The organism is Leptospira broomii serovar Hurstbridge str. 5399 (genome assembly GCF_000243715.2).
Lineage (GTDB): Bacteria > Spirochaetota > Leptospiria > Leptospirales > Leptospiraceae > Leptospira_B > Leptospira_B broomii.
This window is the reverse complement of sequence record NZ_AHMO02000011.1, coordinates 313,797-326,207: the sequence shown is the minus strand read 5'-3', so window position 1 is coordinate 326,207 and position 12,411 is coordinate 313,797. Positions and strand designations below refer to the sequence as shown.

Sequence of the window (12,411 nt, the reverse complement as noted above, 5' to 3'; positions counted from 1 at the left end):
ATGTTTATTTTCCTGTTTTTGAACTAATTTCCAGATACAGTTCATACGGTGGGGGGACCGGCTTCAATCCTTTTTCAATCAAACTGGAGCTCCATCGCCGTTCCGTAAAATCACAGAAATCTCTTAAGTCTCTTCCTGATTTGCCTTCCAGTCTTTCCGATATCAGAATTCTCTCATTTTCGGTGAGGTGAATCGCATAATTCCCTAAAATAGAGGCTCTTTCTGTCAAATTCGGAAGAGGGAAGTAGACAGACCGATCAAATCGAGAAACTAAAGCGCGGTCTAAATCCTGTTTGCGATTGGTAGCCCCTAGAGTTACCGATTTTTGCCCTCCCTCGAATCCGTCTAATTTCCGTAATAGGACCGAAAGTATGTTTCTGGTCGCCTCGAATAATCCGTCGTCGCGAGAACCGGCTAAGGAATCTATTTCATCTAAGAACAGGAGACAGGAGGGAAATAGCGCGGCAGCGTCGAAAACGTAGGCCATATTTTGGGCGCTTTCTCCATAATATTTGCTTAAAATTGATTCCACGGGAACGTATATTAACGGGATTCCCGTCATGCAGGAGACGACCTTAGCCATTGTCGTCTTCCCGACACCGGGTTCTCCTTCTAACAAAATCGCCCTAGGCTTTGTGCGCCCGGGAAATTTTCTAGTCATCTTCGCGACTTCTTCAAAGGTTTCGGGAGATTTTAAGGGAAGAATAATGGATTCTAATATTTGCTGCTTAACGTCGGCATATCCGGCGACCGCGTCAAAAGTAAACCAATCCCCTTTCTTTTTGGCTTCTTCAGGATCATAAACTTCGATGCCAAGTCTGAGTAAAAGTTCCTTTGGGTTTTGAACCGATTCCTTCTTGGATTGCCTTAAATATCGAAATAAATCGATAGCGGCAAAAACTTCTTCTCTAGTAAAATCGCCTTTCTTTGTAATCTCTACTCGATTATGAGTTCTTCCCGAATAAAAACGAAATTTAGCATTATCTAGAAGATTCCTTGTTTCAAAGATATTCTCGTTTAGCGCCTGAAGACAATAATATCCGGGTTCGAAAGTATGAATTCTCAGATTTTCGATATGGTTTTTTACGATTTGTAGGCAGTCCAAAAGCTGGGATTTATCGATAGGAGGGGTCGGAAATTCCACTTTTACGTCTTTTTTATCGGGCACAAAGGACGGGAGTTCATTCTCAGGAACTCCCGAGGAGAGTAATTCTCGTAGCAAAAGTTCCTTAGCCCTGCTAAAATCTAAATGTCCGGCGGAGGTTCCCTTGTTTGAGCTTGATTCTTCTGATTTCATAAGTTCTCCGGAAGAATTTATCTTGTAATATCCTTCGGTACTGTCGAAGAAAATAGAAAGACCCCTTGGAGGCAATCCCTTATGGGTGAAGGATCCCTTTCACAAGACGATATTGATGCACTTTTAACCGGCGGCGGAGGGGGCGGTGCAGCTCCTGCTGGCGGTGGCGGGTCTGCCGATTTTAATCTAAGCGGAGAGCTTGATTCACTTTTAGGCGACGCAGGCGGTGGGGGAAGCTCCGGTGGTGGCGGTAGCGGCGCTCCGTCCTTTGCGGACATTGCTGCGGCACTTGGACCTTCTTCGACTCCGGCCCCGCCTAAGCAGACTTCCAGAACGTCTTCTTCAACCTCCAATACGGCAAATTTAAATTTACTCCTTGATGTAAACATTGCGTTAACCGTCGAACTCGGTCGCACAAATATGTACATTAAAGATGTCTTGGCATTGAGCGAAGGTGCGGTCGTTGAATTGGACAGTGCAGTCGGCGAGGATTTGGATATTTTAGCAAACGGTAAACTAGTAGGAAAAGGAAAACTTGTCGTACTCGACGATTATTATGGGATTAGAATTACTGAGATCGTCAACCCGGACAGAAGATTGATGTAATCTATTTCAAAAGATTCGGAACCCCGGAGAAAATTCGGAGTTCCGAAAGATTCCTACGCTTTCGATTCCCCGCCTAAAACCGCTTTCATTACGGATTTAAAATTGGAAAGGTTTAACGGTAAAACAAGATCCGTTCCTTCTTGTCCTAATTTCTCTATTTCTTTAATAAATCGTTGAGCAATTCTAAGTTTTACCGCTTCTTTTCCGCCCGTACTTTTGATCGACGATGCTAGTAGAGCGATACCTTTGGCGGTAGCTTCCGCTATCGATTCGATTTCCGTGGCCAAGCCTTCCGCCTCGTTAATGCGTTTCTGCTTTTCGCCCTCGGATTTATTGATCGCTTCCTCTTTCACACCTAAAGATCGATTGATCCTAGAATCCCGATCCCCTTCCGAGAGGGAAATTTGGGCTTTTTTGGTGATTTGAGCTTTTTTCTCCCTTTCCATCGCTTCTATTATCGATTTCGGGGGAGTAATGTTTACGATCTCATATCGATTGACTCGCACTCCCCAGGGTTCCGCAGCCTGGTCCAGGACTTCTAAGATCTTACTGTTAATCACTTCGCGTGTCTCGAAAGTCGTATCCATATCCATGGTACCGATAATGGCACGCATCGTAGTTTGCACGAGTTGGGTAACTGCAAATCTATAATCGTCGATTCCGTAGCTGGCTCTTTGAGGATCCAGGACTCTTAAATACAATATACCGTCCATTTCAACCTTAACGTTATCTTTGGTAATACAGGTTTGCGGGGGAACGTCGATAGCCTGCTCCTTCAAAGTATGATAGTAGGAGTCTTCGTCTATGAACGGAATCAGGATATGAAATCCCGCATGTAGAGTCCTGCTATATCGACCTAATCGTTCTACGATAATACACTCTTGAGCAGAGACGATACGAATCGATCTATATATTTTATAGGCAAGATAAAGAGTAAACGCGAACCAAAAGATTCCCGTAAACGCGTATTTAAAACCGCTTAATTCCATGCTCTTTTTTACTCCTTGGTCTCGGCGATATTCGGTAATTTGTTAGTCACTTTGGAAAAACCTTCGAAAAAGCTTACTACACCCGCTATCTCTGCGGGTAGTACGGTCGTTTTAGCCTTTTGTAGGATCTCTCCCAGCCCGGTAAGATAATCTTCCGTGATTTGCAAATTGACGGCTTCGGGGCCTCCATCCTTTCCGATAGAGTTTGCGATAAGCTGGATTCCTTTTGCCTTAGCGGTTGCGATTAATTCGATTTCTTGAGCCTTTCCTTCCGCCTCGTTTACTTTCTTAATTTTCTCCCCTTCGGAAAGATTGATTGCTTCCTGGCGCTCTCCCATCGATCGATTGATTCGACCTAATTTTTCTCCTTCGGAAATGGTAATTTCAGCTCGCTTCACTCGTTCCGCTTTTACCTGTTCTTCCATTTCGTGTAAGATTTCTTTTGGAGGAGAAATATTTTTGATTTCGTATCGAGTTACCTTGATTCCCCAAGGATCTGTGGCTTCATCCAAAGCCCGGACGACGTTTGCATTGATATCGTCCCTCTCCGAGAATGTATGATCTAAAACCAGTTTTCCGATTTCAGAACGAAGCGTCGTCTGCGCCAATTGAACGGTAGCATTTTGAAAATTTTCGATTTCGTAAGAAGCTTTATAAGGATCAACCAACCTAAGATATAAGATTCCATCCACGAGAATAGAAACGTTATCTTTGGTGATGCAAGTTTGAGGAGGGATGTCCATGGCGATCTCTTTCAGGTTTTGCCGATATCTAACCTGATCAATTAGGGGAATTAGGAAATGAAATCCGCCGGGAAGAGCTCCCCGAAATACGCCCAATCTCTCGACTAGAAAACTATAGTTTTGAGGAACTATAATAAACGTCTTTCTAATTAGATAGATCGCCCCAATAAAAAATAATGTAAAGTAAAACATAATGTTTCCTGAACCTCCCTTTTTGCTTTAGTTTTAAAAATGCGATTAGGACTCGTCGGGTAAATCTACCGGTTTAACTATGAAGGTCAAATTTTCTCTTTCGATGATTTCCGCTTTTCGTCCACTGGGAATCCGTTTGGTCTTACTCACGGCGTCCCATTCTGTGCCCTGGAATAAAATTCTTCCACCCTTTCTTTCCACCAAAATATCTTTTATGACGGGAACGATTCTACCCGGACCGTCTTCGGGATTTAAAACCGCTCGCTCGCTATTGGAGGGAAAAAATCGACGAAGAGCCGCGCCTCCGAGTAAAATCAAGACACCGGAGCAACCTGCCCATAACCCCGCTTGGATCCAGATATTGAATTCAAAAAAATAAGAAAGAGAACCTACTATAACGGCCGAAATCCCCAAAAATACGACAAAGGTTCCCGGGACGAATAGCTCGGCCACCATTAAGAAAAGACCCACGCCGATCCATATGTAACTGATCGTATGTCCGTCTTGCAGAAAGTTCATCATTCGATCTCCGTAACGGGAAATTCTACTTCCAAAATCCGTTCCCTTTCACTACGCTAGCGGGAAAACGATGAAAAGAATCGCGATTCGTCTCGGAATCGGGCTATCGGTCCTGTTCCTGGGATTACAATTCGTCCCAGTGGAATTCCCGTCAGGGAAGAATGCTAAGGAAATCCAAACGGAAGAAAGCGTCAAAAAGATTTTTCGCAAATCCTGCTACGACTGTCATTCAGATTTGGTGAAATGGCCCTGGTATTCGCGGATATTTCCCGTTTCACTCTACTTGATACATCATGTGGAGGAGGGAAAAGATGAGCTCAATTTTTCCGAGTGGGAGGATTTAAAACCTTCCGAAAAAGCCGATCTTGCAGAGAAAATTTTAGAAGAGATAGAAGACGGAGAAATGCCTCTTTGGGATTATAAAATTTTACATCCGGAATCCAAACTGAACCGAGAAGATTTGGAAACCGTTCGTGATTGGCTGCAAATATATGCGGAGAAGTGAGAGTATTCGTGTCAGATAAAACAAATCAGAAAGGAAAACTTTGGGGTGGAAGATTCAAAGAGAAGTCCTCCTCCATACTGGAACGGATCGGCGAATCCATTTCTTTCGATCGAAAATTATTTAAAGAAGACCTGCAGGGGAATCGTGCTCATGCAAAAATGCTGAAGAAAATCGGAATTCTAACTCAATCGGAATTGGAATCGATCTTGGACGGACTCGATCTAATCCAAGCGGAAATAGAATCAGGCTCGTTTGAATTTCGCACTGATTTGGAAGACATCCATATGCATGTGGAAAATCGTTTGACAGAACTAAAGGGAGAAGTCGGCAAAAAACTTCATACTGCAAGATCTAGGAACGATCAGGTCGCTCAAGATGTAAGACTTTATATTCGCAGTCGGATACTTGAAATCCAAGGAGGATTAGATTCCTTATTAGAGGCTCTATATACTTTAGCGGAAGCGAATGTAGGCACGATTATCCCGGGATATACTCATCTGCAAGTAGCGCAGCCGATTCGAGCCTCCCAATTTATCCTGGCATATTTCTGGATGTTTAAACGAGATCGCGATTTCTTCCAATTCGTTCGATCAACCAATGACGAATTGGTTTTAGGTTCCGGAGCTATGGCAGGTGTCAATTATTCCAACGATCGCGATTTTTTGGCTTCCGAACTGGAGCTACCGAAAATTTCTCCGAACTCTATGGATGCGGTAAGCGGCAGAGATCATCTTTTACAATTTTTGTTTGCGAGCACTCAATGTATGATTCACGCCTCACGGTTTTGCGAGGACTTAATTCTTTACTCCTCCCAAGAATTCGGCTTAGTGAAGCTTCCCGACGCGTTAACTACAGGCTCATCCATCATGCCTCAAAAAAAGAATCCTGATATCGCGGAACTGATACGGGGGAAAGCCGCGAGAGTCGTCGGAAATTTAAATCACATCGTTACTCTCTTAAAAGGTCTGCCGCTAACTTATAATCGGGATTTACAAGAAGATAAATTACCGTTGTTCGACACAGTTGAGACTGTCATGATCAGCCTGGAAGGATTAGAAGCCATGGTGCGAGAAATGAAGTTCCGCCCCGAGAGAGGAGAACGCTCCTTGAAAGAGGGGTTTGCGACCGCTACGGATTTGGCCGATTTTTTAGTGCGTCAAAAAGGGGTGCCATTTCGGACCGCGCACGAACTCGTGGGAAGGCTGGTGTCGGAGTGTAGTGAAAGAGGGGAGACCCTTTTTACGATTTCGGAAGATATTCGCATATCTATTTCTCCTTACTTTAAAGGAGAAGAATATTCTAATGCGGTTTCCCTAGAATTGTCCGCGGATAAAAAAAACAGCTACGGCGGGACGGCTAAGACTCGTCAGATCGAGCAGCTAAAAATTGCCCTGGATTGCTTAAAATCTTTAACAAGGATGGAGAAATGAATCGTCTCTTAATAATATCGTTAATCAGTGTTGTCGTAATCGGAGCCTGTAAAAATAACCCATATTCGGAGCAAAAATATAGACCTGAGCCCTATACTTTACCTCAGGTAACTGTTCACCGCTTGGATCAAAACTATTTGGGACTTCCCGACAAACCGGGGATTTATGCGGTGATACAAACTAGCCAGGGTGATTTAGTCGCCGAACTCTTCGACAAAGACGCTCCTAAAACCGTGCAAAATTTTATCGATCTTGCTCAAGGCGAAAAAGAATTTACTGCGAGAAATGGACAGAAGCAAAAAAAACCGTTTTATGACGGACTTACATTTCATCGAGTTATCGAAGGCTTTATGATTCAGGGAGGATGTCCGAACGGAGACGGAACCGGAGGCCCAGGTTATCGTTTTGAAGACGAAATCAACGCTAAATCTCTGGGTTTGGATAAGCAAAGAGTCGGGCAGGTTCCATATTATACCGGGCAATTACAAAGAGTCGTTATTCAGGAAATGGGGATCAAGAGCATGAGGGAATTCGAAGACAAGAAGGAAGAGTTCGAAAAGAACTTTGAGCAAGCCAAGAATCTCTCGGTCATGGAAGTGCTTTATCGCCTAGGTTATAGGTATAATGAAGTCGTAAATAGTCATAGATCGATTAAAGGGGCGCTTGCAATGGCAAACGCCGGGCCGAATACCAATGGTTCTCAATTTTTTATCAATCAAGTCGACACGCCGCATCTGGACGGGTTACATACGATTTTTGGTCAAATTGTTAGAGGTAGCGAGGTTGTGGATAAAATCGTCGCTTCCGGGAATTCAAAATCGGTCATTAGACATATCCTGATAGTCGATCGGAGAACCGCGAATCCATGAGTTCCGATGGGGACAAAAGAACTTACTACCTGATCGCGAAGGAGATAGGTACTTCCACCGGAGCAGGGGGAACAGCCAAGGTGTTAGAAGCCTTGGCTGCATTGAATTTGGGAGAAAAGGAAGAGGAATCTATTCTTGCCAATGCCAAATCAGGAGGCGATTCTTCCCTAGATTTTGTGAAGATTCTCAAAATTTTTCGAGTTGTTCGGAAGATTCGAGAATCCGTCAATTTAGCCTATGAAGAAGCGATGACTCGGTATAGCAAAGTGAATTCCATGACCGGAAAGAGGCGTCCGACCGAAGACGAAGCTAAACTTAAGCAAACTCTTATGGATTACATTCTCAAAATCGAAGGTACATTCGAAAGGAACGATTTGGCGGACGAATCGTTGATCAAGGAATTGCATAAATTTTTTGAGAGCCTAGATTCTGCGGATAAATTGTCGGAGGAAAATATTTCCAGTCTGTTTATCTCGCCGAAGACTGCGACGTTGATTTCTCCTTTGCTGGAAAAAATGCAGGAATGCTACGACGAATATGGAAAGATTCGACCGATTCTAAAAAGATTGACCCGAATTGCGGATTATATCATCGAAGACGCTAGCCCGAACGTCTAATGGAGGACTTTTCCTCCGCTTTAATTTCATAATAAACGAGGGTTTTTTGGAAGGATTTCTTCCCATTTTGCCGAAAGAATGTACGAGGAACCTTTAAAAGGTTCCCAATCGAGTGCGATACGTATATCTCTCGGTTGATTTTGAAAGGTACCGGAATGAATCGCGTTCGGATTTGCATAATAATTATACTTTTAGCCAATCAAGCCACAAACGCATTTCCGAAGAGGGACGCAAGGGGAGAGGTCTCCGAAAATTATATTCGGCAGCAAGGAATCGTAGATATCAAACTCCCGAAAATGCAGTACCGGGAAAATGAACCGGTGAAAGTCCTCCTGTCCGTCAGAAATACCGGGAACGAGGTCTTTCGAATTTTTCCATATGGAAAAGATCTTCAATCTTTCCAGGTGATTGTAAGAGACGAAGACGGGAGAACCGTAACAAAAATCGAAGAAGAACCGAAGGTGGATTCTTTATATCGTCGAAGAAATCGGGTGGAAAATTTAGTCGGAGACGAAGTAAAGGAAATCATTCTTCACAAGGACGAAACATTTTCGAAGGAAATCCGGCTAGATCAGATTTATGAATTAGAAGCCGGAAAAAAATATTTTGTGACGGCCTACTTTTACCCGAATATATCCGAGTATAGGGACCATTTTGTGCGGTCTCAAAATCATCCGTATTTTTCCGTGGAAGAAAGACGAAAAGATTGGATTTTACCCGGGGTTCCGTACCAAGATCCGGTCATAGATGGTTTAGAGCCCGAAGAAGTAATTCACTTGTTCTTGGGTGCCGAAAAGAAAGGAAATTGGAAATTACATTTTAAATGGATTTATTTTCCGGAGTATATACAGGCGTACGATCGTTATTCTAAAGATTGGGCTCAAGCAGAGGAATCCGAAAAAGACTTCATCTTGGAAGAATTTCGGAAATTCCTTACGGAAAACCGTGCGGGTGTGCTACAATATTATAAAATTCTCAGCGTAGATAAAATAAACTCTAACTTGGCGAAAGTAAGAGTCGCCGTGGAGCGTAGGATAAATAAAGTCCCGGTACGTTATGAATATGAGTTTACACTTCGAAGGGTTCCGGAAGAAACCGGAGCTTTTTGGAAGGTTGCCAATCTTTTAGCAAAGGTACGGAAATGACCGAAATTCTATCGCAAGATGAAATCGATGCCCTACTCAACGCCATCTCGAGTGGAGAAGTTAGCGAAGACGAATATTCTTCGGTAGGCGAACAAAAAAAGGTTAAAATCTACGATTTCAAGCGTCCGGATAAGTTCTCAAAAGACCAAATCCGTACTCTACAAATGATGCACGAAACCTTTGCTCGATTAGCAACTACAGGATTATCCGCGCAGTTGCGAGCGCTCGTCCATGTGCACGTCGCCGCGGTAGACCAGTTGACCTACGAGGAATTTATCCGGTCCATCCCGAATCCAACCACGCTTGCGGTCATCAATATGGACCCGTTACGAGGGTCGGCGATTTTGGAAATCGATCCCTCGATTTCGTTTACGATTATCGACCGTCTCTTCGGGGGGAAAGGTGAGACAGCTAAGATATCCCGAGAGCTCTCCGAAATCGAGATGAGCGTAATGGAAGGGATTATCGTTCGAATCCTGGGAAATATGAGAGAGGCATGGTCGACGGTAATCGATCTCCGACCTCGATTGGGGAATATCGAAACAAATCCACAGTTCGCTCAGGTGGTTCCCCCCAATGACATGGTGGTCTTAATAAATTTGGAGACCAAAATCGGGGAGGTAGAGGGTTTAACCAACCTTTGTATTCCATATATAACGATCGAGCCTATCATTAATAAACTTTCCGCTCAATACTGGTATTCTTCCATTCGTAAAGGCGAATTGGATGAGAACAGATCGATTATTCAGGAACGGTTGGATCAGGTTCAGATTCCGGTGATAGCCGAAGTCGGATCCGTCGATATTTCGATTTTGGATTTTATGAATTTAACGGTCGGAGACGTCGTTAAGCTGGAGAATACCACAACTCGAGCGGACATGCTTGTGAAAGTCGGAGAGCGGAAGAAATTCAAATGTCTTCCCGGGCGGGTCGGAAATCGTCTTGCGATTCAAATCGGAGATAGGGTGGAAGATATTCCGGACGAATTACTCGGATCTACACGTTCCGAACAGGAATATTAAAACAAAAGGCGGGAGCTAAACACCCGCCTTTTTTTTTCAATGAAAAAGAAATCTTATCAACGATCAGGATAAGGATTACTTTTTCCAATGAATGCACTCACCGGGGCATTCATCCATTTCTTTCTGAACGATTTTCCATTCCTCTTCCGGAATTGGAGCTTGGTTAATCTGATCTCCACCGATATGAGTTTCGGAAGTATCGTTATCGTCCATTTGAAAGTACTTCGGAAGGTTATCCGCACACTGATTACAGGAAGTGCAGTTATCCTTGTCTACATAGGCTATTTTAGTCTGTGCCATAGGCTAGGTTCTCCTCAAAAGTTTCCTGACTGCTAGCGGAAAACGGGTTCTTAAACTACAGTTTCGATCCCGGGCCTAGAGAGCAACCCATTTCCGCTCGAAATTTTGGGACAATACTACGGTTTCCTAAATCCTTTACTAAATCCAAAATAAGTATTAATCCGCTCAGAGACGGGATATGAGAGCTACAGTCGTAAAAGGCGGTAAAATTCAGGTAACAGATGTTCGGTTACAAAACCCGAATCCCGCCGGATACCAATTCGATTCTCGAAATAGCGAAGGAAAGGCTGGGAAGTGGATATAAATGGTCCTTTCCGAACTTTCTTTCTCAATCGGAATTGCTCGGAAAAATGTGGACGGAAATTTATTTCATATGTAATCTTCCCGGAAAGCAATTTCCCAAGGGAGAAATAGAACTACATGAAACGTATTACTATCGTTTGCATATTGATTGTGACGGCGCTATTAGCGGACTGTCGCAAAGCGAAGGAAGATTTGCAGGGTGGGGTGATCACCTTTGTAAAAGGAACCGTTAAATTATTCGACAAAGTCGGAAAGGAAAAGCCGGGAGCGGTGAATGCCTTTTTACTTCCGGAAGATCGCATTGAAACCGGTAAAGATTCTTATGCGGATTTACAGCTTGCTGACGGAGTAGTGATTCGGATCAAAGAAAACACGGTCCTTGCTATGAAAAAGATCTTTGTGGATTCCAAAAACGGAGAAATCTTTGCGGATCTCAACTTAAACAAAGGGAAAATCTTTTCTAAAGTCGCAACCAAATTGAGTAAAACCAGCCAATTCAACGTCACTACACCGACAGTCGTAGCCTCCGTAAGGGGAACTGATTTCCAAGTGGAAGAAAATGGTAAGGCCGCAAATACATTGGTGTCCAACGGATCCGTTTCGGTTACCGATGCGGACGATCCGAACAAACAAGTAGTTGCTGAAGCAGGCAAGAAAGTCAGCTCCGATGGAAAAGAGCTAACGGAGGGAGAACTTTCCGATGCAGAGCGTCAAGAATTAGAAAATGATTCCGCTACGATTCAATCGATAACGGAAGAGCAGAGGGCAAAAATCCAAGAAATTCTAAAAGATTTCCAAGAAAATAAAGCTCTTATACTCCAAGGATTGGAAGATCAAAAACAAAGAAATAAGGATCTAATCGAAGGTGCAAAAGAGGAAAATCGCAAACTTTTAGAAGATACTAAAAATGCCGGTAAGGAAGAGAAAGAGGCAATACGTAAATCGGGCGTCGAAGAAAAAGAAAAAGTAAAATCATCGATGGACGACGCTAAGAAAGACCTAGAGAATCAACGAAAGTCTCTGAAAGAACAAGCGCTTCCAAAATAAATAACGGACTCGCTTGGGAAAGAAGGTCGGGAATCACTTTCCGTATTCCTGACCTTCTTCTTTTAGGTCAGTGCGGAAAATTAGGATTCTTCCTTTTCCTTCAATTTGAAGTATAGAATCGTCGTAGTAAAAATTAGCGTAAAGGCATTTGCAAGGATAATCGGCAAATCTTCTCGGATGATTCCATAGGCCAACCAAAGACCGACCCCAACGGATAAAACGACATACATGTTTCGCGAGATGTCCCGGGTTTTTCCCTCTAAAACCACTTTTACTACCTGCGGAACGAAGGAGATAGTCGTTAGAAGAGAGGCGAGGTAGCCAATCCAGCTTCCTGGTTCCATGCTCTAATTGCCTTCTAACCGGTATTCTCTAGTAACGACGGTTTTAATTCCACCCCGAAGATTATAATCGCCTTTTACTCTCACGAATTTCGGCTCCACGGATTTTACTAAATCCTCTAGGATTCGATTTACAACGTTTTCATGAAAAATTCCGAGATTTCTGAACGCTAAAATGTATTCCTTTAAAGACTTCAATTCGATGCAACGATCTCTAGGAACGTAACTGATTTCGATGGTTCCGAAATCGGGCAACCCGGTTTTTGGACAAACTGCGGTAAATTCCGGTATGGTAAAATCGATTGTGTAATCCTTCCCTTCGTACACATTGGCGAAAGATTCTATCTCGGGAAGTTTCAGGGTGGGAATATGATCCTGCCTTCCGTCATAGGAAGATGCTCCTGTTTCTTGCTGTCGGTCGTCCATTCGTCCTCCTCCGAAACCAGAGTTTTCCGGAGCTTCTCCCTGTGAATCCTTTTACTAAGC

The 12,411-nt window shown here is 43.5% G+C and carries 15 protein-coding genes; 8 read left to right on the top strand and 7 right to left on the bottom strand.

From position 1 onward, the window contains the following. Positions 1 to 4: 4 nt before the first annotated feature. A complete protein-coding gene (locus LEP1GSC050_RS18890) occupies positions 5 to 1,297 on the bottom strand; it encodes an AAA family ATPase (protein WP_020987937.1) in 1,293 nt (430 codons plus the stop codon). Between the two features lie 81 nt (positions 1,298 to 1,378). Between LEP1GSC050_RS18890 and fliN the strand changes: the two genes are divergently transcribed. After that, complete coding sequence (fliN, locus tag LEP1GSC050_RS18885) at positions 1,379 to 1,903, top strand: flagellar motor switch protein FliN (RefSeq protein WP_010569917.1); 525 nt, start codon at positions 1,379 to 1,381, stop codon at positions 1,901 to 1,903. Positions 1,904 to 1,956: 53 nt separating this feature from the next. Here fliN and LEP1GSC050_RS18880 read toward each other — a convergent pair whose 3' ends face one another. From LEP1GSC050_RS18880 to LEP1GSC050_RS18870, 3 genes are read right to left on the bottom strand one after another with little or no spacing between them, the layout of a single operon-like run. Then, entirely contained in the window at positions 1,957 to 2,892 is a 936-nt protein-coding gene (locus LEP1GSC050_RS18880; RefSeq protein WP_010569916.1) for an SPFH domain-containing protein, read from the bottom strand. Positions 2,893 to 2,900: 8 nt separating this feature from the next. Beyond that, on the bottom strand, positions 2,901 to 3,827 hold the full coding sequence (locus LEP1GSC050_RS18875) for an SPFH domain-containing protein (protein ID WP_010569915.1): 927 nt from the start codon (positions 3,825 to 3,827) through the stop codon (positions 2,901 to 2,903). A gap of 45 nt (positions 3,828 to 3,872) precedes the next feature. Further along, the gene (locus LEP1GSC050_RS18870) at positions 3,873 to 4,349 is read right to left on the bottom strand and encodes an NfeD family protein (RefSeq protein ID WP_020987944.1); all 477 of its coding nucleotides are present in this window, start codon (positions 4,347 to 4,349) and stop codon (positions 3,873 to 3,875) included. Between the two features lie 67 nt (positions 4,350 to 4,416). On the opposite strand from LEP1GSC050_RS18870, the gene LEP1GSC050_RS18865 reads away from it, so the two are divergent. From LEP1GSC050_RS18865 to fliM, 6 genes are all read left to right on the top strand, one after another. After that, entirely contained in the window at positions 4,417 to 4,851 is a 435-nt protein-coding gene (locus LEP1GSC050_RS18865; RefSeq protein WP_010569913.1) for a heme-binding domain-containing protein, read from the top strand. A gap of 8 nt (positions 4,852 to 4,859) precedes the next feature. After that, positions 4,860 to 6,281 carry an argininosuccinate lyase gene (argH, locus tag LEP1GSC050_RS18860; protein WP_020987822.1) on the top strand — a complete coding sequence of 474 codons (1,422 nt, stop codon included), beginning with the start codon at positions 4,860 to 4,862 and terminating at the stop codon, positions 6,279 to 6,281. Then, the gene (locus LEP1GSC050_RS18855; RefSeq protein WP_010569911.1) at positions 6,278 to 7,150 is read left to right on the top strand and encodes a peptidylprolyl isomerase; all 873 of its coding nucleotides are present in this window, start codon (positions 6,278 to 6,280) and stop codon (positions 7,148 to 7,150) included. Before argH ends, LEP1GSC050_RS18855 begins: the two co-directional genes overlap by 4 nt. Continuing rightward, positions 7,147 to 7,767, top strand: a complete 621-nt coding sequence (locus LEP1GSC050_RS18850; RefSeq protein ID WP_010569910.1) for a hypothetical protein — start codon at positions 7,147 to 7,149, stop codon at positions 7,765 to 7,767. Before LEP1GSC050_RS18855 ends, LEP1GSC050_RS18850 begins: the two co-directional genes overlap by 4 nt. A gap of 155 nt (positions 7,768 to 7,922) precedes the next feature. Then, positions 7,923 to 8,912 (top strand): hypothetical protein, encoded by a 990-nt coding sequence (locus tag LEP1GSC050_RS18845; RefSeq protein WP_020987946.1) that lies wholly within the window; start codon positions 7,923 to 7,925, stop codon positions 8,910 to 8,912. Continuing rightward, positions 8,909 to 9,934, top strand: a complete 1,026-nt coding sequence (fliM, locus tag LEP1GSC050_RS18840) for a flagellar motor switch protein FliM (protein ID WP_010569908.1) — start codon at positions 8,909 to 8,911, stop codon at positions 9,932 to 9,934. The genes LEP1GSC050_RS18845 and fliM overlap by 4 nt, the downstream gene beginning before the upstream one ends. Before the next feature lie 75 nt (positions 9,935 to 10,009). On the opposite strand, the gene LEP1GSC050_RS18835 is transcribed toward fliM, so the two are convergent. Beyond that, positions 10,010 to 10,234 (bottom strand): ferredoxin, encoded by a 225-nt coding sequence (locus LEP1GSC050_RS18835; protein WP_010569907.1) that lies wholly within the window; start codon positions 10,232 to 10,234, stop codon positions 10,010 to 10,012. A gap of 420 nt (positions 10,235 to 10,654) precedes the next feature. Between LEP1GSC050_RS18835 and lsa33 the strand changes: the two genes are divergently transcribed. Continuing rightward, the gene (gene lsa33 / locus LEP1GSC050_RS18830; protein WP_040911938.1) at positions 10,655 to 11,584 is read left to right on the top strand and encodes a surface adhesin Lsa33; all 930 of its coding nucleotides are present in this window, start codon (positions 10,655 to 10,657) and stop codon (positions 11,582 to 11,584) included. Between the two features lie 80 nt (positions 11,585 to 11,664). Here the strand turns inward: lsa33 and LEP1GSC050_RS18825 are convergent, their stop codons facing one another. Continuing rightward, on the bottom strand, positions 11,665 to 11,928 hold the full coding sequence (locus tag LEP1GSC050_RS18825) for a SemiSWEET transporter (RefSeq protein ID WP_010569904.1): 264 nt from the start codon (positions 11,926 to 11,928) through the stop codon (positions 11,665 to 11,667). A 3-nt stretch (positions 11,929 to 11,931) separates the two neighbouring features. After that, positions 11,932 to 12,351 (bottom strand): preQ(1) synthase, encoded by a 420-nt coding sequence (gene queF, locus LEP1GSC050_RS18820; RefSeq protein ID WP_010569903.1) that lies wholly within the window; start codon positions 12,349 to 12,351, stop codon positions 11,932 to 11,934. Positions 12,352 to 12,411: the final 60 nt, after the last annotated feature.